Annotated in this window: 28 protein-coding genes, 1 tRNA gene, 1 pseudogene and 1 other annotated feature; of the genes and pseudogenes, 10 read left to right on the top strand and 20 right to left on the bottom strand. The window is 37.3% G+C overall.

Features of this window, described 5'->3' with window-relative positions:
• Window positions 1–154 precede the first annotated feature (154 nt).
• Window positions 155–970, top strand: coding sequence for a metallophosphoesterase (locus IGL32_RS03530; RefSeq protein WP_002363393.1), 816 nt, complete (start codon window positions 155–157; stop codon window positions 968–970).
• Window positions 971–1040: 70 nt separating this feature from the next.
• Here the strand turns inward: IGL32_RS03530 and psiE are convergent, their stop codons facing one another.
• The 4 genes from psiE to rplU form a co-directional block, all read right to left on the bottom strand.
• Window positions 1041–1493: a phosphate-starvation-inducible protein PsiE gene (gene psiE, locus IGL32_RS03525; protein ID WP_002355869.1), complete on the bottom strand. Its 453-nt coding sequence runs from the start codon at window positions 1491–1493 to the stop codon at window positions 1041–1043.
• 199 nt (window positions 1494–1692) lie between these two features.
• The gene (rpmA, locus tag IGL32_RS03520; RefSeq protein ID WP_002355868.1) at window positions 1693–1980 is read right to left on the bottom strand and encodes a 50S ribosomal protein L27; all 288 of its coding nucleotides are present in this window, start codon (window positions 1978–1980) and stop codon (window positions 1693–1695) included.
• Between the two features lie 12 nt (window positions 1981–1992).
• Entirely contained in the window at window positions 1993–2337 is a 345-nt protein-coding gene (locus IGL32_RS03515; protein ID WP_002355867.1) for a ribosomal-processing cysteine protease Prp, read from the bottom strand.
• Between the two features lie 32 nt (window positions 2338–2369).
• On the bottom strand, window positions 2370–2678 hold the full coding sequence (gene rplU, locus IGL32_RS03510) for a 50S ribosomal protein L21 (RefSeq protein WP_002355866.1): 309 nt from the start codon (window positions 2676–2678) through the stop codon (window positions 2370–2372).
• Window positions 2679–2697: 19 nt separating this feature from the next.
• Window positions 2698–2773: a sequence feature (ribosomal protein L21 leader region), on the bottom strand.
• Window positions 2774–2945: 172 nt separating this feature from the next.
• On the opposite strand from rplU, the gene IGL32_RS03505 reads away from it, so the two are divergent.
• Window positions 2946–3019 (top strand) — tRNA-Arg (locus tag IGL32_RS03505).
• A gap of 87 nt (window positions 3020–3106) precedes the next feature.
• Here IGL32_RS03505 and IGL32_RS03500 read toward each other — a convergent pair.
• The 3 genes and pseudogenes from IGL32_RS03500 to IGL32_RS03490 all read right to left on the bottom strand — a co-directional run.
• Window positions 3107–4960 (bottom strand): TPM domain-containing protein, encoded by a 1854-nt coding sequence (locus IGL32_RS03500; RefSeq protein WP_167591387.1) that lies wholly within the window; start codon window positions 4958–4960, stop codon window positions 3107–3109.
• 241 nt (window positions 4961–5201) lie between these two features.
• Window positions 5202–5633: a VOC family protein gene (locus tag IGL32_RS03495; protein ID WP_002370677.1), complete on the bottom strand. Its 432-nt coding sequence runs from the start codon at window positions 5631–5633 to the stop codon at window positions 5202–5204.
• A 144-nt stretch (window positions 5634–5777) separates the two neighbouring features.
• Window positions 5778–5978 (bottom strand): annotated as a pseudogene (locus IGL32_RS03490) (MerR family transcriptional regulator); the annotation flags it as partial.
• A 186-nt stretch (window positions 5979–6164) separates the two neighbouring features.
• Between IGL32_RS03490 and IGL32_RS03485 the strand changes: the two are divergent.
• The gene (locus IGL32_RS03485) at window positions 6165–6845 is read left to right on the top strand and encodes a peptide ABC transporter permease (RefSeq protein WP_002399740.1); all 681 of its coding nucleotides are present in this window, start codon (window positions 6165–6167) and stop codon (window positions 6843–6845) included.
• Window positions 6846–7004: 159 nt separating this feature from the next.
• Here IGL32_RS03485 and IGL32_RS03480 read toward each other — a convergent pair whose 3' ends face one another.
• Genes IGL32_RS03480 through IGL32_RS03470 form a run of 3 tightly spaced genes read right to left on the bottom strand, consistent with a single transcriptional unit; the run spans window position 7005 to window position 8554 of the window.
• Window positions 7005–7319, bottom strand: a complete 315-nt coding sequence (locus IGL32_RS03480) for a nucleotide pyrophosphohydrolase (RefSeq protein WP_002370682.1) — start codon at window positions 7317–7319, stop codon at window positions 7005–7007.
• Window positions 7312–7611, bottom strand: a complete 300-nt coding sequence (locus IGL32_RS03475; protein ID WP_002358867.1) for a hypothetical protein — start codon at window positions 7609–7611, stop codon at window positions 7312–7314. Before IGL32_RS03475 ends, IGL32_RS03480 begins: the two co-directional genes overlap by 8 nt.
• Window positions 7592–8554 carry a helix-turn-helix domain-containing protein gene (locus tag IGL32_RS03470; protein ID WP_002376144.1) on the bottom strand — a complete coding sequence of 321 codons (963 nt, stop codon included), beginning with the start codon at window positions 8552–8554 and terminating at the stop codon, window positions 7592–7594. Before IGL32_RS03470 ends, IGL32_RS03475 begins: the two co-directional genes overlap by 20 nt.
• A gap of 126 nt (window positions 8555–8680) precedes the next feature.
• Between IGL32_RS03470 and proC the strand changes: the two genes are divergently transcribed.
• Window positions 8681–9496: a pyrroline-5-carboxylate reductase gene (gene proC, locus IGL32_RS03465; protein WP_002363318.1), complete on the top strand. Its 816-nt coding sequence runs from the start codon at window positions 8681–8683 to the stop codon at window positions 9494–9496.
• A 59-nt stretch (window positions 9497–9555) separates the two neighbouring features.
• Here the strand turns inward: proC and mapP are convergent, their stop codons facing one another.
• A complete protein-coding gene (gene mapP / locus IGL32_RS03460; protein WP_002370688.1) occupies window positions 9556–10380 on the bottom strand; it encodes a maltose 6'-phosphate phosphatase in 825 nt (274 codons plus the stop codon).
• A 214-nt stretch (window positions 10381–10594) separates the two neighbouring features.
• On the bottom strand, window positions 10595–12763 hold the full coding sequence (locus IGL32_RS03455; RefSeq protein WP_002379197.1) for a PTS transporter subunit IIBC: 2169 nt from the start codon (window positions 12761–12763) through the stop codon (window positions 10595–10597).
• Between the two features lie 280 nt (window positions 12764–13043).
• Between IGL32_RS03455 and IGL32_RS03450 the strand changes: the two genes are divergently transcribed.
• The 4 genes from IGL32_RS03450 to bopD are packed head-to-tail and all read left to right on the top strand — an operon-like array spanning window position 13044 to window position 18030.
• Entirely contained in the window at window positions 13044–15338 is a 2295-nt protein-coding gene (locus tag IGL32_RS03450; protein ID WP_010706686.1) for a glycoside hydrolase family 65 protein, read from the top strand.
• A complete protein-coding gene (pgmB, locus tag IGL32_RS03445; protein ID WP_002355844.1) occupies window positions 15331–15999 on the top strand; it encodes a beta-phosphoglucomutase in 669 nt (222 codons plus the stop codon). Before IGL32_RS03450 ends, pgmB begins: the two co-directional genes overlap by 8 nt.
• Window positions 15989–16996 (top strand): aldose epimerase family protein, encoded by a 1008-nt coding sequence (locus IGL32_RS03440; protein ID WP_010826435.1) that lies wholly within the window; start codon window positions 15989–15991, stop codon window positions 16994–16996. Before pgmB ends, IGL32_RS03440 begins: the two co-directional genes overlap by 11 nt.
• A gap of 23 nt (window positions 16997–17019) precedes the next feature.
• Window positions 17020–18030, top strand: coding sequence for a LacI family transcriptional regulator BopD (bopD, locus tag IGL32_RS03435; protein WP_002358859.1), 1011 nt, complete (start codon window positions 17020–17022; stop codon window positions 18028–18030).
• Between the two features lie 73 nt (window positions 18031–18103).
• Here bopD and IGL32_RS03430 read toward each other — a convergent pair whose 3' ends face one another.
• The 5 genes from IGL32_RS03430 to IGL32_RS03410 all read right to left on the bottom strand — a co-directional run bounded on the left by IGL32_RS03430 (window position 18104) and on the right by IGL32_RS03410 (window position 21452).
• Window positions 18104–18313, bottom strand: a complete 210-nt coding sequence (locus IGL32_RS03430; protein WP_002355840.1) for a hypothetical protein — start codon at window positions 18311–18313, stop codon at window positions 18104–18106.
• 169 nt (window positions 18314–18482) lie between these two features.
• The gene (locus tag IGL32_RS03425; protein ID WP_002366315.1) at window positions 18483–19004 is read right to left on the bottom strand and encodes a GNAT family N-acetyltransferase; all 522 of its coding nucleotides are present in this window, start codon (window positions 19002–19004) and stop codon (window positions 18483–18485) included.
• Window positions 18997–19491 carry a tRNA (adenosine(37)-N6)-threonylcarbamoyltransferase complex ATPase subunit type 1 TsaE gene (gene tsaE, locus IGL32_RS03420; protein WP_016617971.1) on the bottom strand — a complete coding sequence of 165 codons (495 nt, stop codon included), beginning with the start codon at window positions 19489–19491 and terminating at the stop codon, window positions 18997–18999. Before tsaE ends, IGL32_RS03425 begins: the two co-directional genes overlap by 8 nt.
• 141 nt (window positions 19492–19632) lie before the next feature.
• On the bottom strand, window positions 19633–20616 hold the full coding sequence (gene pta / locus IGL32_RS03415) for a phosphate acetyltransferase (protein ID WP_002355836.1): 984 nt from the start codon (window positions 20614–20616) through the stop codon (window positions 19633–19635).
• A gap of 155 nt (window positions 20617–20771) precedes the next feature.
• Window positions 20772–21452 carry a uracil-DNA glycosylase gene (locus IGL32_RS03410; RefSeq protein WP_002363309.1) on the bottom strand — a complete coding sequence of 227 codons (681 nt, stop codon included), beginning with the start codon at window positions 21450–21452 and terminating at the stop codon, window positions 20772–20774.
• A 133-nt stretch (window positions 21453–21585) separates the two neighbouring features.
• Between IGL32_RS03410 and IGL32_RS03405 the strand changes: the two genes are divergently transcribed.
• Entirely contained in the window at window positions 21586–22455 is an 870-nt protein-coding gene (locus tag IGL32_RS03405) for a Cof-type HAD-IIB family hydrolase (protein WP_010826433.1), read from the top strand.
• A gap of 51 nt (window positions 22456–22506) precedes the next feature.
• Complete coding sequence (locus IGL32_RS03400; protein ID WP_002355833.1) at window positions 22507–23031, top strand: LURP-one-related/scramblase family protein; 525 nt, start codon at window positions 22507–22509, stop codon at window positions 23029–23031.
• 45 nt (window positions 23032–23076) lie between these two features.
• Here the strand turns inward: IGL32_RS03400 and IGL32_RS03395 are convergent, their stop codons facing one another.
• From IGL32_RS03395 to IGL32_RS03385, 3 genes are all read right to left on the bottom strand, one after another.
• Entirely contained in the window at window positions 23077–23640 is a 564-nt protein-coding gene (locus tag IGL32_RS03395) for a GNAT family N-acetyltransferase (RefSeq protein ID WP_002388935.1), read from the bottom strand.
• Window positions 23641–23736: 96 nt separating this feature from the next.
• Window positions 23737–24957, bottom strand: coding sequence for a 3D domain-containing protein (locus IGL32_RS03390; RefSeq protein ID WP_002386187.1), 1221 nt, complete (start codon window positions 24955–24957; stop codon window positions 23737–23739).
• A 248-nt stretch (window positions 24958–25205) separates the two neighbouring features.
• Window positions 25206–25973, bottom strand: a complete 768-nt coding sequence (locus IGL32_RS03385; RefSeq protein ID WP_002387023.1) for a putative ABC transporter permease — start codon at window positions 25971–25973, stop codon at window positions 25206–25208.
• Window positions 25974–26085: the final 112 nt, after the last annotated feature.

Raw genomic sequence — 26085 nt, 5'->3', positions numbered from 1 at the left:
TTTTTTCTCATTTTTCATTATAGCAAATTTACTTCAGAAAAGCATGAATCACCAAAAAACTTCATCGAGAAAGTTTACTGAAAATTTTACCTTTCCTTATTTTTTGCTTAACACTTTTGTAGTAAACTACTTTAGCGACTTCAAGGAGGAAATTATGAACGTTTATTTATTTCTGGCACTATTTTTCATTATTATCGGCATTTTAAGCTATAGTTTTTTTATTGAACCTAAATGCTTAGTCATACACAAAAATCAAATTAAAGTAACAGAATCAGGGAAAACCTTACGGATTGTTCAACTCTCTGATATTCATTTAAAAAAGAATTATTCTGTGAAGGCCTTAAAACAGATTGTTGAAAAAACAAATACATTACAACCAGACATAGTCGTTTTTACAGGAGACTTATTTGATGATTATGCCCGTTTCGGTATCGAAATTCAGGATGAAGTGAGTCAACTTTTCCGTAAAATTAACGCCCCATATGGCAAATTCGCTATTTATGGCAACCACGAGTATAGCGGGTTAGATACCAATTTTTACGAAACAATCTTAGAAGCTGCCGACTTTACCGTACTAAAAAACACGGGCAAATTACTGCCTGTCTCACACCGCATCTCCTTGTACGTCGCTGGTTTAGAAGATTCGTTATATGGACAAACCGACTTAGCTGCAGCTTTAGTCAACCGCCCTACTGGAACGCCCACTCTGCTACTAACCCATGAGCCAGATGTCGCAGACTCAGCAGTCAACAAAAACATTGACCTCATTTTAGCAGGACATAGTCACGGCGGACAGATTCGCTTGCCTTTTTTCACTTACAAAAATCAGCTTGCTAAAAAATATACACATGGGCTTTATCATTTAGAAGATGAAACGCCGCTAATTGTTCACCCAGGAATCGGAACCACTAAAATCAGCGCACGCTTTGGTGTCTTACCAACAATTGAACTGATTGAGTTAACTATTTAACTATGCATTAAAAAGACCGCCCCACGTTAGAGAAAAATTCTCACGTTGGACGGTCTTTGATTATGTTCGATTAATGATGAAAATCTTGCTCGTGATCTTCTTCTACTTTCGCTTTTCCTAGCGTATAAAATTTGCTGCCATTTAACCCGAGAATAAATAGCACAACCACTAGTAAAAGAATTGATAAAGATAACAATAAAGTCTGCAAGCCATCGCCATGTGCAACCATTAATTGACGTAAAATTGCGGTTAAACAAATTAAAATCAAATAACGAATCGGAATATGGTGTCCTTCTTGAATATAGCGAAGAATCATCATAATAAACTCAAATAACATAAAGAATGAAATAATTTCTTGCATGATAACTGAAAAATTATCCGGCGTCATTGGCTTCATGAGATATGTAGCGAGGTCAACTAAATAACTAGCCATAAATACTAATAAGAAAACTCCTAAAATCCCTAACACAATATCCAAAATCAAATTCACGTACTTCTTTACTACACTAAAATTCTTCTGCATAATACCCTTCTTTCTTTTGACTCAATTATTTTATAACATGCTTGTTATTACATTAAATATATCATCAATTAACCTTGTCAGACAAGCAGTTAAACCCAATGTGAGATTTTTTTTATTTTGAGATGTTTCTTTATTTTCCGGCTAACCCTTTATGCAAGACAAAAAAAGCTGAATCCGCAGATTCAGCTTTTTAATCGTATTAGTTAGCTACTGGATAAACTGATACTTGTTTTTTGTCGCGGCCTTTACGTTCGAAACGTACCACACCGTCAACTTTTGCAAATAACGTATCGTCGCCACCGATTCCAACGTTCACACCTGGATAAATTTTAGTTCCGCGTTGACGGTATAAAATTGAACCACCTGTAACTGTTTGGCCATCAGCACTTTTAGCGCCTAATCGTTTAGATTCAGAGTCACGGCCGTTTGATGTAGAACCGCCACCTTTTTTATGGGCAAATAATTGTAAATTCATAGTCAATAACATAGTCTGCACCTCCTATTTCTCAGTGATTGTTTTTATTTGAATAAATTCAGTATTTTCGTTCTCTATTGATTGTAAACCTAATAAAAGATTTTCTAATAGAATTTGGGCAATATTTTTTTGTTCCTGATTGACAGTTGTTAACATCTCGACATAAAGGTAGCCACCTTCTACATCGTCAACTTCCACAATCGGTTCAAAACCTGCTAAGGCATCAATCCCATTGACTGTGCTAATTGCTAAGGCAGAAACTGCCGCGCAAACCACATCGCTGCCATAAGGACCTGCTTCAGCATGCCCGGTTAATTCGAATGAAACGATTCGGCCGGAGCCTGTTCGTTTAAAAGAACCTTTAATCATTGATAGGCCTTCTTTCCTGTCAACAAGAGAGATTAAGCGTTGATTGCTTCGATCATAACTTTTGTATACGGTTGACGGTGACCTTGTTTACGGTGAGAGTGTTTTTTAGGTTTGTATTGGAAAGTCACGACTTTCTTTTGTTTGCCGTGTTTTTCAACAGTTCCTTCAACAGTTGCGCCTGCAACAGTTGGCGCACCAACTTTTGTAGATTCGCCACCTACTAAGATAACTTCGTCAAAAACAACTTTCTCGCCAGCCTCAACGTTTAATTTTTCAACGTAGATTGCTTGACCTACTTCAACTTTCACTTGTTTACCACCAGTTTTGATAATTGCGTACATGCTATACAGCACCTCCTTCTTCTAGACTTAGACTCGCCATCCCAAGTGATGATTACTCATGCTTAAAAACTTGTTCTGTGCGGTTGTAGCTGTGGAGACCACAATTACAACACTAACTATAATAACAGAACCAGAAAACCTCGTCAATATAAACTCTCTATTTTCTTCACTTTCTCTCTCCAAAAAAACTTCTTCTGTTATTTAAATTTCCGATTGACTTTCTAACACTACTTCCATTATAATTAGCTTTGTTGTATTACAACTATTGTCATAGTAGCTCAGCAGGATAGAGCATCCGCCTTCTAAGCGGACGGTCGGGGGTTCGAATCCCTCCTGTGACGTAAAGATAACAAAAGCGCCTCTTAGAAACCAGGGTTTCTAAGAGGCGCTTTTGTTATCCCAAGTTCATCCTAACCTAGTTTAACTTTCTACCAACTTGAAGTACCTCCACCTCCGCCAAAACTCCCACCTCCGAAACCGTCACCGGAGCCATCATCAGAAGAACCCTCGTTGCTTGTAACCCACCAATCATGACGATTCGCATACATACTGGTCTTTTTTAGTTGCCTGTCAGAACGTGAACTTGCTAGAAATTTAGCAATAGACACATTTCCATAAGCAAAACGCATATCATAGTATTCAGGATACGTAGTCTTAATAAATCTTATCGGATAGAAGGATTTTGAAGCTTTTTTGTTGGTAATCTTTTTTTCTCTAATTTTTTTCCGCAATAATTTTTTTTCAATTTTATATTGCTGGTTGTCTAAATCGTTTGCTAATTGTTTTAATGATTTTGATTTTTCTGAACTTACTTGCTGGATATCTTTTAAAAACCTACGGATCATAGAATCCAGGTGCAATCTATTTTGTAAGCCAACACCTATTGATTTTATATAACCAAATAAGAAAAAGACCGGAATCAAAAAATAGACCAGACTAACCATGGGTACTAAAGAGTCTTCGTCTTCTAAAAATGTCAGAATCTCTGTGATTAGTGTGAAAACTGTCGAAGGAAACGACTGCTCTGATAAACTAACTTGAACATAAATAATCAGAGTCACGGATACCAAAAAAGGATGTTTTAATAAAATCGAAAGAGGAAACAAAATAATTTTTAGGTAAGCAGGTATTAAGTTATCATTAATTCCACTAATCCGACACGCAGGCAGTTTCGTTTCTGGAACTTTTTCCCAATATACTTCACCTATCCAAAAACAAGCACACATAGAAGAGCTTCTTAAATCTTTCCACTGTGCAACATAATTATAAATAAATTTCTTTGGTGTCACCTCGCCAAAGGCAAAATCCATATCATAGTATGCGGGAATTATTATCTCTTTTTTCGAATTTTCAGGATATAAAATATTTTTCTCCAAACGCGCCTTGGCAGCTTTAAATTCAACTGATTGTTCTCCTAAAACAATTGCCTTAGAGGAAATACCGCCATTATAAAACATAGCTACATCTTCCTTGTAGCGATTTGCCATGTCAACTAGAGCCAAGCGGGCACTAAGTTCTTTTCCCGCATTACGTAATTCCCATAAAAAATACAACATAACAATAATAAAAACTATAATTAGCCAAGGCTTTAACGACCTTCCTATTCCTAATAAATATAACCAAATTTTCTGCAAAAAACTAACCTTAGGTAGCGAGGTCGTTTTGGACATAGTATCAGTAGTAAGTAGTTCCTTAATCCGAGTGGTGACAATATGTATTCCTGCATTAAAATCCTTTAATTTATAAAAATCTTTCACGGTACTATCTGTTATTTCATCGGTTAAACTATCTGGGATTATCTCTTCAAGCCCATAGCCTACTTCAAGTCTTGCTTGCCTGTCTTTGACAGCTACTAAGTAAATCACTCCATTATTATAAAGTTTATTTCCGATACCTAATTTATTACCTATTTGATTAGTAAAACTTTCAATCGTTTCATTTTCAGGAACTTGCTCAACTGTGATAACCATTAGTTGTGGTTTCGTTTCCGTCTTACTAAGTTCTTGATTAATTTTTTGTACATTATTAATGACTTCTTCGTTCAAAATTTGTGCATTATCTGAAACAAAAAGATGATTTTGATTAATTTTTACTACGACATCGTCTGTTGGAGCTGAATAAGTCCTTTCAAATCGTTTTAAGAAACTCATTCCCAAATAGATTCCTATTAAAAGAACAGCTAGATAAACTAAATTCTTCATTATAATACTTTTTACTTTTGTTTTTCGATACTCCCCCACGCTCATTTGTAATTTTATCCCTACTTTATTTTTCCCATACACTGATTTTTTCTCCCTTCCACTCCTACCGAATATTCTAGCTCTGATTTTCCACAGAGCTAAATAAATTTTTTTGTATTAAAAATTTATTTTCTTAATAGTTAGTATACCGAATATAGACGTTCAAATCTCTATCTTTTTAACTAATTTCTGTTAACACGCATAAAAAAGAACGTAACGCTTAGTTGACAAACGTTACGTTCTTTTCAGATAACTAGTTAAACACACACAAGAATATTGATTTTTACAGCTCGTTTTCTAAAATCTCAATCCGCTCATCAAAACTCAACTCTTGATAGATTTGGTGGAGCATCCACATGTACCCATACGGATCAATAAACAATGAATTTTTGAGCGCTCCTTCCATCATTTCAGTAATAGGCTGTACTTCTTGACAACCGTTTTCCATTGCCAGTTGATGTGTCTCTTCAATATTTTCTACTGTTATATTAAACCAGATAGTATTGGGATGTTCTTGGGTTGGTGATTTTAAACCATATTCTTCATTGGCATCTAACATGTGAAACCTCGTGCCATAAAGTTGAAAAACCGCTTCATTCATTCCGATAGGGTATTCGGTTGCTTCCACTACCTCTATTTCAAACACCTTTTTATATAAGGCAAGCGCCTTAAGGCTATCACTAACAATAAAATCGATTTCTGTCCCTTTAATCATTTGTTTTTCCTCCTTCAAAGCTACTAACTGTTGATTAATTTTTTTAATCTTTTGCTCCTCCATTTGAATTAAATGTCGCGATTGATCTCGTTTTCTTAACAAAATAGTTTCCAAAAAAGAAGCATCCTTAAGTTTTCTCAAAGTTTCCGCCATCTCTTCAACTTTAAACCCTGAATCTCTTAACAGTAAAATTTGTTTCAATAAAGGAATTTGATGTGCGCTATAATAGCGATATCCTGTTTTTTTATCAATTTCATTTGGAACAAAAATTCCTGCTTTTTCATAATGACGCAGCATCCGTGGGGAAATATCCATTAACTTGGCAAATTGCCCAATTTGATACATAGAGTCTCCTTTTCATTCAATTGATATTCTTATCATAAACCTTGACACCATGTGAAAGTCAATGAAAAAGTTTCTATTCATACATTTCTATTTTATTTGAATATTCCCGTGATCTTTCTCTAGTTATTCAGAAGTATATTGAGGGATGAAATTTTGGAATTAAAAAAAACGATTTCCAACAAAATAATGATTATTTTAATTGCAATTATCGTTGCAATCTTTGCAATGGGATGGATTCTACCTATTGGCATCGATAAAGTAACTAGGTTAAGTTACCGAGAATACTTATTTAGTACATATACTGTATTTACACAATTTGGCTTTCTAATGTTTTCGTTTCTAGTCTCTTTCTTTATTAATAAAGAGTACTCAGGAAAAACAATTTTATTTTATCGTATGATGAATACCAATAGCCTTACTTTTTATATAAAAAAAGTTTTGACACTTACGGTAGAGACCCTAGGCAGTATTCTAGTTCTGTTATTTATCGTTTCCTTTATTTTTATGGATTTTTCTGTAATTCTGCAAATGTTTTTTTTATTATCGATGATTTCAATTCAGTATATTTTAATTGTTGCGTTGATCAGTTTTTTATCTGCTAACGTTCTTTTATCTATCGGTTTTAGCATACTCTATTGGATTACAACAGTACTTTTTGTTGCAATTGGTGGATTTTTACGTTTTTTTACAATATTTGATGCTTCAAACGAATTATATCTAAACGTCCAGAATTTTTTAGAAGGCTCAGAAAACTCAATTAGTTTTGACCACAATTTATTGATTATCTTGTATATTATAGTTCTAACAGTCATCGCGCTGACTATTGCAAGGGTAAATAATAAACGTTGGCTAAGACTAGGAGTATAAACGACACCCACTTCGCAGATAGGATTCATCTACTTATTCGAGACAATAGATTAAATCAAATAAAATACAACTAGTTGAAACTAAAAAAGCATCAATTTTGATACGCCCCAAACTGATATTTTTCTAAACTTTGGGGCGTGTAATCAAAATACGAGCTTCTTAGTGTGGCACTGGATATTTCAACGCATTTTTCTTCAACTTTTCTTCGATAATTTCGTCCAAATCAAACCCTAAATTATCAGCCATCATGTAGGAGTAAATGAGAACATCAGCCAATTCTTCTTTGATTCGTTCTTCTTGTTTGATGCCTTCTTCTGCTGTTTTCCATTGAAAAAGTTCTAACAATTCTGCTGCTTCTAAACAAATTGAGAGCGCCAAATCTTTTTCATTATGGTGGGGGCGCCAATTTCTTTCATCACGAAATTGATTAATTTTTGCCATTGTATCCATTTGTTCCCCTGCTTTCTTATTCATTTGATGGCAACTGAAACCCATCGAACGTTTCACCATCATAGTATTTTAATAACTGTTCTGTAGACAATAATGAGGAGGTTATTTCTTCCTCTTCAACAACTGCTTGATTCTCTTCTCTATACAACAAATAAGCCTGTAAAAGCTGTTGGTAAAGTTTTTTTCGTGAAGAGGCTTCCGCTGAAAGAAACGTTAATTCTTTTAAGTGTCCGCGATAGACAGGCAAATCATCAACGAATTCGATTGGTAATTCTACTACAGTTAACTGAAATTCTTCAAAGACTTCTTCGTACATCTGCCATTCCCTCTTTCTGTCGATATTGTTTTGGGGTCATGCCCATTTCTTCTTTAAAACGTTTATAAAAAAAGGCTTTGTCTTGATAGCCGATTCGTTCAACAATCGTTTGAATCGATAAATCTGTTTGCTTCAAGTAGTTTTTCGCCAATTGGATTCGGTAGGCTAAGACAATTTCCGTAAACGTTTTGTTTGTTTTTTCTTTTAAAAAATTCGATAAGTAATTCGGATGAAAATGAAATTTAGCGGCGACTTCTGCTAAAGTGACATGCGCAATCTGTTGCTCAATATACGCTAAAATCACCTCGACACGTTGATGATTCGACAAATAATTATCTTGCATCTTTAAAGCTTCTCTAGGCAGTTGACCTAGTTCCACCACTAGCAAAACAAAGGCCGCTTTGGTCACTTTATTATTAAAATAGGCCATTTTCACAATTTGTTTTAGTAATAATAGCGAATAGACGTGAACATCCGAATTTGGCTGGCTGGCAAAAACGAAATATCGAGGAATGTTTTCAAATTCACTGCTAGCAATTTCTGTAAAAAAACGATACATGACTGGTTCTTCCGCCAGCTGATTTAAGAGCGTATCAAGAAAATAGTGCTTTTTAAAATAAAATATAATCATAGACATTCCTTGCCCCTGATAGCTAACCGAGGTGGCCTCATTGACAATCATGACTTGGCCAGCCGAAAACGAACACCTTTGTTGATCCAAATAAGCATAGCCGTCTTGCTCTAAACAATAGAGCATCCGAATAAATCCTTTCGGAACGTCAATGGTTTCCGAAGATGCCAGCATAAAGCCCGCAATTTCTCGATGTGGATTTTCCTTAAATTGCGCTACTTCATTCTCAAGAGCATTGGTAGTGGTTAAATAACAATCTAAGGTCTCTAAAAACTGATAAAATGCTGCATATTGTTCTTCTTTGCTTGCCAATTAATCACCTCATAATCCAACACTTTTTACTTTACTCCCTCTATTTTTTTCTTTGGCGTTTCCTTCTATACTAGATACATGGTAACACGAAAAAAGAGATTCAACAGTTTTTAGGAGGAATTTTTTATGAAAATTAGTTTTATTGGTGCTGGAAATATGGCATCCGCTATTGCCAAAGGTGCGCTAAAAAAGCAATTTATTGCCGCAGAAAACCTTTATTTTTATGATATTCAAGTCGAAAAAACCGCCGCTTTTGCACAAGAAATTGGTGCACACGCGGTTGCTTCGCCTCAAGAAGCTATTACAGTAGCTGACTTAGTTATTTTAGCAGTGAAACCGCAATTCGTTCAAGCGGCTTTACTTGAAGCAAAAGAAGCAATTTTAGACAAGCAACCGTTAATTGTTTCCATTGCGGCAGGTACGACTATTGCAGAATTGTATCAACTGTTTGAGACTACCCAACCGCTTCGTCTCGTTCGTGTGATGCCCAATATGAATGCGTTGATTGGCGCGGGTGCAGCAGCTGTCTGTGGTAACGCTTTTGCATCCCCTGAAGACATCCAGACTGTTTTATCGTTGTTTCGAGCAGTTGGCCAAGCCTGGGAATTAGAGGAACAGTATTTTTCGATTTTTACTGCTATTGCAGGTAGCACTCCTGCGTATGCTTTCTTATTTATTGATTCGATTGCCCGAGCAGCCGTTAAAAATGGTATGAACAAAGAGTTGGCCTTAGAAATTGCCACACAAGCTGTACTAGGCAGCGCTCAAACTTTGGCAAATAGCACAGAGAATCCTTGGACTTTAATCGACCAAGTCAGTTCTCCTGGTGGAACCACGGTTGCTGGGATTGTCGAATTAGAAAACAATGCGTTTATTTCAACAGTCATCAAAGGGATTGAGGCCACCATCCTTCGGGATCAAGAATTAGCCAAACAAGACTGATAAGAATAATTACATGAGCGAATAAATAAGAAAAAGCGCTGAAAATTCAGCGCTTTTTCTTATTTTAGTTGAATGAGTAAGCCAAAATGATCACTGACTATCGGTGTTTTCCTACCATCAAAAATTACTTCATATTTTCGTACGTGCCACTGTTTTGGAACAAATGCGTAGTCAATCCGCAAGGCTGCTTCATTTTCTTCCCAGCCATCTATTTTTTTCTCTACTGTCGCTTCACCGCTTGTCTCTTCCGCTACAACAAATGCATCTTGAATCGGCAAGTAACTATTTTCCACTAATTGATAGCCAGTTGTACCAGCTGGGTTGTTTAAATCGCCTAAAATGACTAACGGTTGTTGCCCCGTCGCTAAGTATTTCTCTAATTGTAGCCATTCATAGGCAAAACCTGTACAGGGTGTTTCCCACCAAGAAAAGTGACCAGAGACAACAGTAAGCGTACCTTTTGAACTCTCTGTCTCCGCTACTAAGATTTTTCTTGTTCGATAATTCGTTGGTTCTTGGCTTTCTGAAATAAGGAGAGCTTCACTAGTCAACGGACATTTCGAAAGTAGTGCGTTCCCTTCTTCATAAATAGCATAACCAATGTGGCTCATTTCCCAACTCCAATAATAGTGTTGGCCTTTTTCAGCTAGATATTGAACGATTAGATATGCAAAATTATCTTCATGGATCGGCGTTTGGGTCGCTATGGGACAAAAAGTAGTTAACTGTTCTAACGGCACTTTCTTGGAAGCGACTTTCTGATTCACTTCTTGTAAGGCAATTATTTCACTTTCAGAAGATAAAATCACCTTGGCAATCTCCTCTAATTTTTTTAATGGTTCTTCTTCTAACCAGCTATGAGTATTGATTGTTAAAAGATTCATCTTTTCCCCTTCTCTTACATGTTATTAGGTCTGTGAGTGGGACAAAAATCACTTTGGATTTTTGCTTCACGCGCAAAACCTGATAAACGGCGGGAACAGAACCAACTCCTTCGGAAATAAGCCGAAATTATCCAAAAATTAAAAAGCAATTTCCGGAAATTCCTTCTTATTTCTCGGAGTTAAACGGTTCTGTCCCGACCTCATACCTAATCATTTAAATTTCAATCTGTCCGATCACAGTTCCCGCAGTGGTGGTTCCTAGTTGATTAATAACTACTTGTTCCACTTTGTCGCTGTTTGTAAAGGCGACAATAATCGTTGTTTCTTTGCCAGCTTGTTCAATCACATCCAAATTCATTTTAGCTAGTTTCGTCCCAGCTTTCAATGATTGTCCTTCTTTAACAAAAGATTCAAAAGCAGGTGTTGCCATTTCAACTGTATCAATTCCCATATGGACAAGTACTTCAATACCTTCTTCTGTTTGTAGCCCAATCGCATGTTTGCTTGGGAAAACACTTAGAACTTTCCCCGAAATTGGTGCCACCACCTCTCCTTCTAGAGGCTTAACTGCAAATCCATCCCCCATCATTTTTTGTGAAAAGACAGGATCATTGACTTGCGCCATTGGAATAACTTCCCCTGTCGCTACAGCCACGAAATCTTTTTTCTTACCTAAGAAATTCGTTGTTGGCACTCCTGCTGTACTTTCTGCTATAACTGGTTCTGGAATGTCAACGCCGGAAGCTAGTAAATCTTCAATATCGGATTTTAAAACATCGGCTTTTGGTCCATAAACGGCTTGAACGCCATTATCTTTCACAATCAAGCCCATTGCGCCTGCCCGTTTCCACGCCTCTTCCGAACCGACTTTTTCTCGATCCTTTACACTGACACGTAAGCGTGTCATACACGCATCAACTTCTTTGATATTTTGTTTACCACCAAGTAAGTAGACAATTTGCGCGATTTGCTGATCGACGACGCCTGAACCAGCCGCGCCAGATGCGATTTCTTCGCTGTTATCATTGTCATAGTTTCCATTTCTTCCAGGTGTTGCGTAATTAAATTTTTTAATTAAGAAATTCGCTAAGAAATAAGTGACAACACCAAAAATGATGACCATTAAAACAAAATTGATTAAATCGCCACCTAAACCAGCTTTTATTGCTAGCGGTGTTCTTGTTAACAATTCAATATTTCCAAACGAATGCACACGCAATGGTAAAATATCAGCCATTGCAAAAGCAGCACCTTGGATCACCGCATAAATTACATAAAGCGGCACTGCAGCAAACATAAACATGAATTCTAGCGGCTCTGTCACACCAGTTAAGAAAACAGCTAAAGCAGCAGAAAAATACATTGATTTATATTTAGCTTTTTTATCTGCATCGACATTACGATACATCGCCAAAGCCATCCCCATTAAAATCCCTGAAGAACCAATCATTTGGCCTACTTTGAATCGAGCTGGTGTCCAATTTTCTAAGACAAACTGATACTTGCTCATATCACCAGCGCCTTTAAGATTCACTAAGTCTGTTGCCCAAGCCAACCATAAAGGATCTTGACCAAAGACTTGGGTTCCAGCTTGTGCGCCAGATAAAATTTCATACGTTCCACCTAATTGTGTATAGTTGATTGGAATCGTCAACATATGATGTAACCCAAAAGGTAATAACAAACGTTCCAACGTTCCATATAAGAATGGCGCTAAAATAGGTGCACTATCTTGAGATTGCGCAATCCATAACCCAAAATTATTAATTCCCGCTTGAATATTTGGCCAAATAAGTGCTAATGCAATTGAGACAATTGTTGACCACAAAATAACGACAAATGGGACAAACCGTTTACCATTAAAAAATGATAGCGCATCTGGTAATTTCCGATAATTGTAATACTTGTTGTAAGCCATCGCACCGACAAAACCAGCAATAATCCCTACAAAAACACCCATATTTAATGCCGGAGCTTCTAAGACACTTGTAAAGAATCCCTTCACCATAATCTTGGTGCCAAATAAGGTATGCGTGAAAGCTTGTTCATCAGCCAACATTTCATTTGTTACACCAAAAATGGCTCCAGTAATACGGTTGATTAAAACAAAAGAAATCCCCGCTGCAAATGCGCCACCTGCACGATCTTTGGCCCAACTGCCACCTATTGCTAACGCAAATAGTAAATGTAAGTTGCCAATAATTGCCCAACCGATACTCTCCAGAACTCCGCCTGTTGTTACTAACAAGCCTAAATTAGGATCGATTAAAGGAAGCGATTTCCCAATACTAATCATTAAACCCGCTGCGGGCATTACTGCCACAACGACCATTAAAGCTTTCCCGAATTTTTGCCAAAACTCAAAACTAAACATTTTTTTCATTCCTGCCACTCCTTACGCAATCGGTTTCGTTATGTTGCTATTATATACTCCTGTTTCCTTTTTGTAAATGCTTTAATTTCAAAAATATTGTGGAAAACAACTCCCTACTACTTAATCCTTTTTTATTTTGTCTTTTAATAAAGCAAATAAAGCTCCTTCTAACCTACCTTTGTTTCAGCTTTTATTCATAAGATTACACTTTTTAAGCATTGACTATTGACTAATGCAATCGGTTGCGTTTATGATAGACCTATCAATAAAATCACTGAGGGGGATTCTCATGAAACAAATCAAACGTTTATTCCAAATTGATCCTTGGAAAATCCGTACTACACACTTAGATAAAGAAAATTTACGTTTACAAGAATCATTAACAAGCATTGGCAACGGCTATATGGGGATGCGGGGAAATTTTGAAGAACACTATTCTGGCGACCACCATCAAGGAACCTATTTAGCAGGTGTTTGGTATCCAGACAAAACACGTGTTGGTTGGTGGAAAAATGGTTATCCTGAATATTTTGGTAAAGTGATTAACGCAATTAATTTCATCGCAATGGACTTACAAATTGATGGACAAACAATTGATTTAGCCACTACACCTTACGAAGATTTTTCTTTAGAATTAGACATGCAAAACGGGGTTCTTTCTCGGCAATTCACCATCCAAACACCGAAGAATAAAGTGCGCTTCTCTTTTGAACGTTTTTTAAGCTTAGAAAAAAAAGAGGCAGCTTACATCCACTTAACAATTGAAATGCTGGAAGGTACAGGCACAATCACTCTTCACTCAAAATTGGATGGCGATGTTCAAAATGAAGACAGCAATTATGAAGAACATTTTTGGGAAGAAAGAGCTATTGAAACACAAGAAACACTTGGCTTTGTTACGACTAAGACCATTCCTAACAACTTTGAAATAGAGCGTTTTACAGTGACTGCAGGCATGCGCCATTTCATCGATGGAGCCTCTGTTGTGCCTACATATACACAACAGCCCTTGGCTTTAACCGCAGAATTGACAGTGTCTTTAAACGAAGGCGAAACGACCGCCATCACAAAAGAAGTGCTTGTCGTTACCAGTCGTGATGTGCCAGAAACGCAACAAATCACACGAGTAAACGAATTATTTGCAGAAATGACTACCTTGTACCCTGAAGCAAAAGCTGGGCAAGCTGCCGCTTGGGCAAAACGTTGGCAATTAGCTGATGTTGTTATTGAAGGAGATGACGAAGCCCAACAAGGCATTCGTTTTAATCTGTTCCAACTTTTCTCAACCTACTATGGAGAAGACGATCGTTTAAACATCGGACCAAAAGGCTTTACGGGCGAAAAATATGGAGGTGCCACATATTGGGATACAGAAGCATATGCTGTCCCACTTTACTTGGCGTTGGCTAAGCCCGAAGTTACTAAAAATCTACTGAAATATCGCCACAATCAATTGCCTCAAGCCATTCATAATGCCCAACAACAAGGGTTAAAGGGTGCGCTTTACCCAATGGTTACTTTTACTGGTGTCGAATGTCATAATGAGTGGGAAATCACTTTTGAAGAGATTCACAGAAATGGTGCGATTGCTTATGCGATTTATAATTATGTCAACTATACAGGAGACGAAGATTATCTAAAAGATGCTGGTCTAGAAGTACTTGTAGCAATCGCTCGTTTTTGGGCAGATCGGGTCCACTTTTCCCAACGTCACAAACAATATATGATTCATGGCGTAACGGGGCCAAATGAATATGAAAATAATATCAATAATAACTGGTATACCAATACCATCGCTGCGTGGGTTCTACGTTACACCCGTGAGTCTTATTTAAAATTCCAAGAAGAAACAACGCTCAAAATTGCAGACGACGAATTAGCTAAATGGGCAGACATTGTAGAAAATATGTACTTCCCAGTGGATAACGAATTAGGCATTTTTGTACAACATGACACTTTCTTAGATAAAGATTTAATGCCTGTTTCTGATTTACCACTTAGTGAGCTGCCTTTAAATCAACATTGGTCATGGGATAAAATTTTACGGTCTTGTTTCATTAAACAAGCCGATGTTCTTCAAGGAATTTATTTCTTCAATGATGCCTTTTCTTTAGAAGAAAAACGCCGGAACTTTAACTTTTACGAACCAATGACTGTCCATGAATCTTCTCTTTCACCAAGCATTCATGCTGTGTTAGCTGCTGAATTAGGCATGGAAGAAAAAGCAGTGGAAATGTATCAACGAACAGCGCGCCTTGACTTAGATAATTACAATAATGATACAGAAGATGGCTTACACATTACCTCAATGACTGGTAGTTGGCTAGCGATTGTTCAAGGTTTTGCCCAAATGAAAACGGACCATCAACAACTAAAATTTGCACCCTTTTTACCAGCGACATGGACAGCCTACTCATTCCACATTAATTATCGGAATCGTTTACTATTTGTTGAAGTTGCAGCAGACCAAGTGGCCTTCACTTTACTCGACGGTCCTGCAATTCCATTAACTGTTTACGATCAAAAATACACGTTAAAAGATCGATTAGTTTTACCGATCAGAAAGGAAGAAGTTCATGTTTAAAGGCGTTTTGTTTGATTTAGATGGCGTTATTACTGATACAGCAGAATTTCATTACCACGCTTGGAAAAAATTAGGGAACGAAATTGGAATTTCCATTGACCGTGTTTTCAACGAACAACTGAAAGGTGTAAGCCGTGAAGATTCTCTGCAGTTACTGTTAAAATACGGAAAAAAAGAAGGCACGTTTTCTTCTGAAGAATTTGCCCAGTTAGCGCAACGGAAAAACGATTATTACTTGGAAATGATCCAAGCGATTACGCCTGAAGATGTCTACCCAGGAATTCTTTCTTTATTAACGGAATTACGTGAAGCCAATATTAAAATCGCCTTGGCTTCTGCAAGTAAAAATGGGCCTTTTCTTTTAGAAAAAATGCAATTGACGCCCCTTTTTGATGCCATTGCTAATCCGGCAGACGTCCAGGCAGGTAAACCCGCTCCAGATATTTTCATTTTAGCTGCGAAAGAAATTGATTTGACACCAGCAGAATGTCTTGGCATTGAAGATGCCAAAGCTGGGATTCAAGCGATTCTTGCTAGTGGAGCGCAACCTGTTGGCGTTGGCCGCAAAGAAGAGTTAGGCGAAGGGTTGCCTATCGTGCCAGAGACGAGCGCTTTAACGTTTGATTACTTAAAAAAAGTGTGGCTTGATCATGAAGGATAATCGTATCACCGTAACCGATATTCCAAACACAAACTTAAAAAAAATTACTTTGAAGAACGACTTTTTAGAAGTCGTTCTTCTCAATTATGGCGCGCGCCTCCATCAACTTTTGATGCCAAACAAAAATAATCATTGGGAAAATATCCTTTTATCGTATGATTCGTATCAAGATGTATTAAAGGATCAAAGCTTTTTTGGCGCCACTGTTGGACCAGTTGCTGGACGCATTCGTAATGGCCATTGGCAAAATGGAATATTAGAACAAAATAGCGACGGTCATCATATCCATGGTGGCTCAAAGGGGTGGTCTTTTCAATATTGGACAGTCGAGCCCTTTGAAAAAAAGGATATCATTGGCGTTTCCTTTCATTTAACCGACACCATTTCTGGCTATCCTGGACCAATTGAGGCCACCATCACCTACCAGCTAGAGGATAATCATTTACGAATGATCAGTACTGGACGGAGTAAACAGGAAACACTTTTTAATCCTACAAACCACGCCTACTTTAATTTATCTGGCGATGGAAAGTTAGACATTCTGTCACATTTGCTATCTTTGAACTGTCAAGGTATGTTAGAATTAGACGATAATAAGCTGCCTACTGGACGGATTTTACCAGCTTCTGAACTATCCATACGTTTTAATGAACTGACACCTATCGAAACAATCCTCCAACGCTATCCAACTGGGTTAGATGATGTTTTCCCCTTAGTTGGCTCTGACTTAAGACAGCCACAATTATGCTTACAAGAGCCTACTTCTGGAAGAAAAATGACGATAGCAACAACGAACCAAAGTATGGTATTATTTTCTACGACTGGTTTTGAGGCTCCATTTTCTATTAATGGACAAACGATGCATTCAAACTATGGCTTAGCAATTGAACCACAAGAGTATCCAGACATTGTTCATCATCTTCAGTGGGGCTCTATTTTATTACCAGCTAATAAAAAGCAAACCTACCAAACGGTTTATCAATTTAACCTTCTATAATCACTAAGAAAGGCGTGGCAAAAATGGCAATTACAGTAAAAGATGTCGCTAAGAAAGCGGGGGTTGCAACTTCAACCGTTTCGCGTGTCATTAACGATCATCCAAGTATTTCTGAATCGACAAAAAAGAAAGTGCGAAAAGTCATGGATGACTTAGGCTATGTGCCAAATATGACGGCACGGAATTTGGGTAAACGAATTTCAAGTGCCATTGGCGTAATTTTACCTCCTTTAGATTCGAAAGAACGGTTAGGGAATCCATTTTATTTAGAAATTATGGAAGCCATCAACGAGGAAGCCCGTCTTTATGATATGACTACTGCTATTGCAACTGCCAAAAGTTTTGATGTACTATTGGAAAACGTTAAAAGAATGCATCTTCAAAAACAAGTGGACGGTTTTATTCTTGTGTATTCAGATAGTAAGGACCCCGTCATTGATTACTTATATGAAAACAACATTCCCTTTACTTTAATTGGTCAACCTTACCAACATGAAACGGAAATAGTTTACGTGGATAATGATAATCAATTATTAGGGAAACAAGCGACGGAATTTTTAATTGAAAACGGCCATAAAAATATTTTATTTGTGACCAATACAACGCATGAAAGTTTGTACTTTGAACGTTACTTTGGTTATCAAAAAGCAATGATGATGCAAGGATTAACTGTTTTACCAAGCGTTGCGTTAGAAAAACCTGAAGATTACATGGCTTTTGATGACATTCTTCATCAAAATAATGCCACGGCGTTGGTGGTGATTGATGATATCTTTGCTTTGCGGACGATGCAACTTGCGCAAATCTATGGTTATCAAGTTCCTGAAACGTTATCCATTATTAGTTTTAACAACTCAATCTTTTCAACATTGACACATCCTTATCTAACAAGTATTGACATCGACACGTCAGAATTAGGTCGAATGGCGATGAAAAAATTATATGAATTAATCCACGAAGAATTGACGAATGGTGTCCGTCTCGTTATTCCTCACAAATTAATTAAGCGTGAAACAGTTATTCCTATTCATTAAAAAAGAAGCATAAGCAGTTTGACACTGCTTATGCTTCTTTCTATGTGTACGCTCTTATTCGTATGTATTACTTTTATAAAATAACTTTTTGCGAAATTTTTTTCCAAAACGTTTCTTCTTTTGCATCAAATTGAGCTGGTTCCCCGTCAGACAATTTTTCATTTAATAATGATAATTTTTCTTGATGTTTTGCATACTCATCTTTTTTTATTAGCTCTAAACGATACGCACGATCCAAGATCGACTCTCGATAGTTAACATTCATTTTCGTTGCCTTCGCCATTTCTTACATTCCTTCCCAAAATAAATTTTCATTTTTTCGTTAAATTCTTCTATAATTATAACAAAAATATCAGAAAAATAAATATGAAACAAACGATAATTGCGAAAATTTTGTTTTTTCATGCAATTATCGTTCGATTATTTAAGAAATTAAAATTATTAACCAATAATTAATCAATCAGCAAACGCATTAAATGAACATCTAAAAATTCACCTTGGTCTGTTTTGGCACCCCGAGGCATAATTGCCTCTGTTTCAAACCCTAATTTTTTATAGACATGAATCGCTCGTTGATTGCGATCCTGTACCGTTAATTCCAAGCGACGAATAACATGACTTTCATGCGCCCAGCGAATAAGTTCTTCCATTAGGATACTGCCTAGTCCATAGCCCCAGTATTCTTTTAAAATACTAATGCCGATTTCACCAATATGCTCCATCCGCTTTTTAGAAGAAGCAGACACAGATGCGGTCCCAATGATCGCTTCTCCCGCTAATGCCACCAATAAAACATTATTTGGCGATTCATAGAGTGTTGCTAGATTTTCAGCCAATTCTGTTGTCGACATGGCCATTCCTCGCTCATCCATTACCAAATAGGGCGTTTCACTCCCAATTTTTGACATCACAGATAGTAATTGATCCGCATCAGTAGGCACTGCTTCTCGAATAGAAAATGTTTGTTCAGTCATATTCGCGAGCCTCCCACGCTTGTAAAATCTCTGCTATTCTTTCTTCTGCCAATGGACCAGTTCCACGGAATTCAAGAACTCTCTTGTCAGCTTCTTGAGAATCTTTATTTAAAATAATTTCTAAATAATCTTCTGGCAATTCTTCTTCAATCAAGCTGCCCCATTCTACAACGGATAGCCCATCTCCTTCAAAATACTCATCTAACCCTAATTCATCCGCACCCTCTTCAACACGATAGACATCCATATGGTATAACGGAAGTCGTCCTTGTGGATATTCGCGGATAATCGTATAGGTGGGACTTTTAATCATTTGGGAAATGCCTAATCCTAAAGCAATCCCTTTCGTCATTGTCGTCTTACCGGCCCCTAAATCACCAGTCAGGACAATTACATCACCAGCTTGTGCCTTTTGTCCAATGATTTTAGCAATTGCTTCTGTTTCCAATAGATTGTTCAGGACAATGTTCATTTTTTTGCCTCCCATCTGCAAGAATCTATGTATGAAAGTATACCGAAAATTCAATAAGTTGACTAGTAGCAGCTTCAAAAAAATAAAGTTGAGGCCCAAGTGTCCTGGGAACCTCAACTTCTACTTTGCTTATTTATCATGCTTCGACATAGTTAATTAGTCGTTCATTAATGTTTGAGCAGCTGTAATGATTGATAATTTATAAACATCTTCTTCGTTTGCACCACGTGATAAGTCAGAAACTGGTTTGTTCAATCCTTGTAAGATTGGGCCAATTGCTTCAAAGTTACCTAAACGTTGAGCAATTTTGTAGCCAATATTTCCTGATTGTAAATCTGGGAATACAAAGACTGTTGCTTCTCCAGCAACTTTTGAGTTAGGCGCTTTTAATTGTGCGACAGAAGATACGTAAGAAGCATCAAATTGTAATTCACCATCAATCGCATATTCAGGTGCTAATTCTTGCGCAATTTTTGTAGCTTCAGCAACTTTTGTTACTTCTGGTGCTTTTGCAGAACCTTTTGTTGAAAAACTTAACAATGAAACTTTTGGTTCAATGTCAAATAATTCAGCTGTTTTGGCACTATCAACAGCAATTTCAGCTAATTCTTGTGCAGTTGGGTTCACGTTAATCGCGCAGTCTGAGAATAAATATCTTTCTTGGTCACGACCACGAATCATTAAGAAAGCACCACTTGTACGGCTCACGCCTGGTTTTGTTTTAATAATTTGTAACGCAGGACGAACTGTATCACCTGTTGAGTGGATAGCACCACTAACCATACCATCAGCAATACCCATGTAAGTTAACATAGTACCGAAATAGTTGACATCTTTTAAGATTTTTTCAGCATCTTCTTTAGTAGCTTTTCCATTACGGCGTTCAACAAATGCTTCGACCATTTCATCCCATTTTTCATAATCATTTGGATTGATAATAATAAAGTTTGATGTGTTGATTCCACGAGCCATAGCAGCATTTGCGATATCTGTTGGATCACCAATTAAGATTGGTTCTACTAATTCATCAGATTTTAAGCGGGCAGCAGCACCTAAGATTCTAGGATCTGTTGCTTCAGGGAAAACAATTTTGATATTACGGCGTACGACTTTAAATTTTAAGCTATCGAATAATTCCACGATAAACCCTCCAGTTTTATATTTACAAAATCCATCATACACTATTCTCAAAGAAAATAACAGTTTTTTCTAGCTGTATTAGTCAAAAAAACCAATAATCCGATAAACTTTTCACAAACTAACTCTTCTACACTATAACAGCTTGCACTGTTACATTACACTGTTTCAGGAAGTTGCCAATCAATCGGCGTTTCCCCTAAACGTTCTAGAGCGGCATTCGCTTGAGAAAACGGACGTGAGCCAAAAAAACCACGATGCGCTGACAATGGACTTGGATGTGGCGATTTGATAATCACATGCCGAGTCGTATCAATCATTTTAATTTTTTCTTGAGCTGGACGTCCCCATAAAATGAAAACAACGGGTTTTTCACGCTCATTCAACTTTTCGATAATGACATCTGTCAGTTGCTCCCACCCTTTGCCTCGATGGGAATAGGCTTGACCTGCCCGAACGGTCAACACAGTATTTAATAATAACACGCCTTGTTTGGCCCAGCTTTCTAAAAAGCCATGGTTGACGGGTTGGTACCCTAAATCAGCTTGTAATTCTTTGTAAATATTCGCAAGAGATGGCGGCACTTTCACACCTGGCTGGACAGAGAAACTTAGTCCGTGTGCTTGATTGGGTCCATGATATGGGTCTTGTCCCAAAATTACTACTTTTACTTCTTCAAAAGGGGTTAGTTCTAACGCTGAAAATAAATGATACATATCTGGATAAATCGTTTGTGTCTGATATTCTTTTTTCAAAAATTCCCGCAATTCTTGATAATACGGTTTTTCAAATTCAGCAGATAAAACAGTTTGCCAACTATTGTGAATAATTTCTTTCATAATGCTCACTCCTTCGCTCTCTAAGCATAACGAATTTCTCCAAACCTGACAAGAAATTTCTGGGTACTTTCTCTTGGAAAAACGTGGTAAACTATAGGTAAGCTTTAAATAGATAATGAGGTGTAGAGAATCGATGATTAAATTAATTGCTTCAGATATGGATGGAACACTTTTAGATGCAAAAATGAGCATCACAAATGATAACGCTTCAGCAATTCGCGAAGCGGAACGTTTAGGAATCGAATTTATGGTTGCTACTGGCCGCGCATATACCGAAGCGAAGCCCGCGTTAGAAGAAGCTGGAATTGACTGCGCCATGATTACTTTAAACGGCGCCCAAGTGTTCGACAAAGATGGACACTCACTTTTCACGGCTGGGATCGAAAAAGAAACAGTAACAGAAGTACTAACTATTTTGAGTCAACACAATGTTTACTATGAAATCTCTACAAATAAAGGTATTTTTTCTGAACATCAAGAAAAAAGAATTGAAAACTTTGCCGCTCATATTGCAGAATCCATGCCCCATTTAACTTATAAAGTGGCGATTGCCATGGCTTCAGCACACCTATCTTTATTGCATATTACCTATGTTGATCGTTTAGACGACATTTTAAAAGATGACTCGATTGAAGTCCTTAAAATTATTGGCTTCAGTATGAATGGGCCGAAAGTATTAGGTCCTGCTGGGATGGAAGTAGAAGAACTAGATGACTTGGTTGTTACCTCTTCTGCGCTTAATAATATTGAAATTAACCACCGCCTAGCACAAAAAGGGATTGCGGTTGCGCGCGTCGCTAAAGAACGTGGGATTCCCGCTGAACAAGTCATGACTATTGGTGATAATTTAAATGACGTCAGCATGATTCAATGGGCCGGAGTAAGTTTTGCAATGGGCAATGCCGAACTGGAATTAAAAGAATATGCTAAATATGAAACAGCCACTAATTTAGAAAATGGTGTTGGCGAAGCCATCCTGCGTGCAATAAGAGAAGATTTGTAATAAGCACTACCAGTTACAGCACTCATTTATATATAGAAAGGAGATCGTGTCGTGTCTGAATTTTTTATTCAAGAACAACAGTTAGGAAAAGTTACGCGAACCATCGTGAAAGACCAAGCAGGCCGTTCACTTTTTCTATTGGTGGGGCGCTGGGGCACACGAGGAGATGCGCTTTCTTTATATGCAATGAACGGAGAAATTTTAGCCAGTATTAAACAAGTTTCTTGGACTTTTGGTACACGATTTGAGTTATATCAGCGTTTTGAAAAAGTGGGTACTCTACGAAAACTGTTCAATTTGAATGCTGATTTCTATTATGTTCAAGGCCTTCACTGGGCAGTTGTTGGTGATATCAAAGCGCATCAATATTCAATTTATCAAGTCCATAAAAAAATTATGTCAATGGATAAAACCATGCTTTGTACAGGCGACTATTTTGTTTTAACTGTTGCCAATGATGAGGACGCACCGTTGTGCATCTGTATAGCAGCTGTCCTTGACTACTGGTTATATAATAAGAAAAAACAAAAAACTTCCGATGATTTTGGATTAGATTTTGATCCTTTAACGGATTAATGAAAAATAACGAAGCTAAAGTGATTGACTTTAGCTTCGTTATTTTTACACTTCTTTTTGCATATGATTGTACAAGTGACCACTAATAGTCATTGTTGTGACATCTTTAAAGCCTTTGCTTGCGTATAACTTTCTCGCCCCTGGATTGTCAAAATCAACATTTAGACCCAAGGCTTGCTTCCCGCTAGCTTTGGCTACTTCAGGTAAAGCATCTAATAACTTAGAACCAATTCCCATTCCACGGAAACGTTCATCCACAGAGATCGTGTCTAAATACCATTCATTAGGCAAGGTTTCTTCTTCAATAAATAGCCGAACATCTTCTGCTAAGCCATGTTTTTTAAAGACTTCTCTTAAAGGTTCATCAATAATCTTTTCATCTTCTGCAGGATAGCCGACAGCAATCCCTGCAACTTCACCTGCATGTTCATAAACTAAAATTCGTTGATAGCCATAGCGATAGGTTGGATACGCCGTTGCCTCTGCTAATAGGTCAATCATTTGTTCTTCTGAGACTTCTTCTAAAATTGGTAACTCCATATCTTTTAAAATAACTAAGACCAGCCGAGCAATCGCTTTACCGTCTTCTTTTGTTGCCGAGCGAATCATTGTAATTCTCCTTTACATTTAACTAAAAAAGAACTGGCTACTATCATTACTGACTTAGCCAATTCCTTTTATCTTGTCTTTAGTATAACAAATTTATTATTGAATTTCTACTGTAACCTGACGTCGTCCCCAAAGACGGCATTGGTCTACTGAATCAAAATGAACATCAATAATATTTCCTTGAATAGCGCCACCTGTATCCCCAGCAATAGCAAAGCCATAACCAGAGACTTTCACTAATGAACCTAGAGGAATTACACTTGGATCGACTGCAACTACATTGCTTTCTTTACTTAAGTCAATACCAGTAGCACTTAGATTACTTGCACCAGCTTCGCGCCAAGAATAAGCAGTTGATTCCATCTGAAGCACACGACCAGAGCCAGTTCCTGGTGTTGATGATTCGCCTGTCGATGATTCTGTCGTTGATGACGATTCGGATGAACTAGCTGAACTTGAAGATTCAGTGCTACTGCTTTCCGTACTTGTTGAAGAGCTTGATGCTTGACTGCTTGACTCTTCAGCAGCTTCGGCTTCTAGTTTAGCCGCCGCATCTGCTTGCGCTTGTTTGTCGGCAGCTGCTTGTTTCTTCGCTGCTTCTGCTTTGGCAGTTTCTGCCGCACGTTTTTTCTGTGCCTCAGCTGCTGCTTTTTCGCTGACTAAGCGTTGTTGCTCTTTCTGTTTGTCTGTCGAAATTTGAGCCAATAATTCTTCATTATTCGCCATTTTTTCTTTTAACTCAGAGACTTTATTATTCATTGAAGAAGCTTCAACTTGTAATTTCTCTTCATTTTGTTTTAAAGTTGTTTGCGTATTTTCAACTTTTTCTTGTAATGCAGCTAACTTTTCTTTTTCGCTAGTTAAGCTTTCAATCTTTTCCCGTTCAAAGTTTTGTAAAACGGTCATGGCGTAGGCCCGATTAAAGAAATCTGATAAATTTTCTGCATCTAATAAGGCTTGCCAAGTACGTTGGTCGCCATTTAATTGAATATCCTTCATACGATCGCCAACAGCTTCTTTACGACGAGAAATATTTTTTTCTGTTTTTTCTATTTCCTCTTTCGAAGTTTTCAACGTATCTTCCGCTTTCGAAATTTGCGTTTTTAAACGTTCGATTTCCGCATATTTAGCATTTACATCGTCTAAGGCTGAATTGATTTCTTTACTAATTAACTCCCCAGATTGTTTCGCTTGCGCTTCTTTTTCTTGCAACGAATCAAGTGATTCTGCTGCCGCAGCGACTGGAAGTCCAAAATTGATAAGCATCATTGTTGTTAAAAATGGTATCAACTTTTTAACCTTCACTAAATCCAACACCTTTCCTAACTTATCTAAAACACCTACTCATTATACTAGTCAGGAGGGCTTGTTTTATTTCAATCATGTTACAATTTGTTACAATTTAAATGCAACTCTTTTTTTATCCTGCGTTTATTCATTAGTCCATTTCTATCTCAATTCTTTAAGAATTTCTTAAGACGCCTTAAAAACTAGCTTTTGACGATTTTTCTTTTTTTTATCCCATTAGACCATTGATTGAAATATTTTGTAATATTTTTTGTTAATTATTGGCCCTTTTTCTTCAAATCTTCTAAGAGATGCCGAACTTCTTTGGAATTTTTAATGTTTTTTAAAGTTAGTTTTGGGTAATTGTTAATAAAACGACGTTGTTGGAAATTTAACCGATTTTGGAAATGCTCTTTTTTGGTTCGTTCTTTTAACTTCTGCCAATCAGCTGTAGCGATTTCCATTTTTGTGTTCAACCGTTGCTTAAATTCTTGTTGGTTCGTTTCCAACGTTTGGCCCATCTCGGTAATAAGTTTTTTGAAACCTTGCATGTTCAGCAACGTATAAATTAAGTCAAGCCCCATTACAATCACTATGCAAAGTGCTAAGTAGTTGCCAAAGGTTGCTTGTAAAAAGCTGACAACTTTGGCGATTTCTGGTTGAATAACTTTGACAATCAAGACACACCCCAATCCCCAAAAAAGAGAAACCGGTAAAGCCACGCGACCGTTTAAATTAAAAGGTACATCATGATAATCCCACCAAGAGGCATGGAACAATTTTTCCAAGCCATAACTAGTGACATATTCTAAAATCGTCACTAAAACAGCCGATCCGACATACAATACCAAGAGATTGTTCTCAAAGGGTTCCACAAAATAGAGAACGCTTAAGACCCCAAATCCATAAATAGGACAATAAGGCCCTACCAAAAATCCTCGATAAACAAATTTTTTGGCTTTTAATGAACAATACACCGTTTCCCATAACCAGCCGATAAAGGAATAAATAAAAAATAACAAAATAACCTGACTCATTTTTTCCACGTTTCTGTCACACTCCACTTCTTTGCTCTTTTCTTCTATTTTAACAGAAGTTGAGAAAATGTAGCGAACAACTTTCTTTCATTGAAAGATTAGGCTACAATGAGAGCAGCAA

This window comes from Enterococcus sp. AZ035 (assembly GCF_050548325.1).
Lineage (GTDB): Bacteria > Bacillota > Bacilli > Lactobacillales > Enterococcaceae > Enterococcus > Enterococcus faecalis.
The sequence above is the reverse complement of the archived record's forward strand: the minus strand, read 5'-3'. Positions and strand labels throughout refer to the sequence as shown.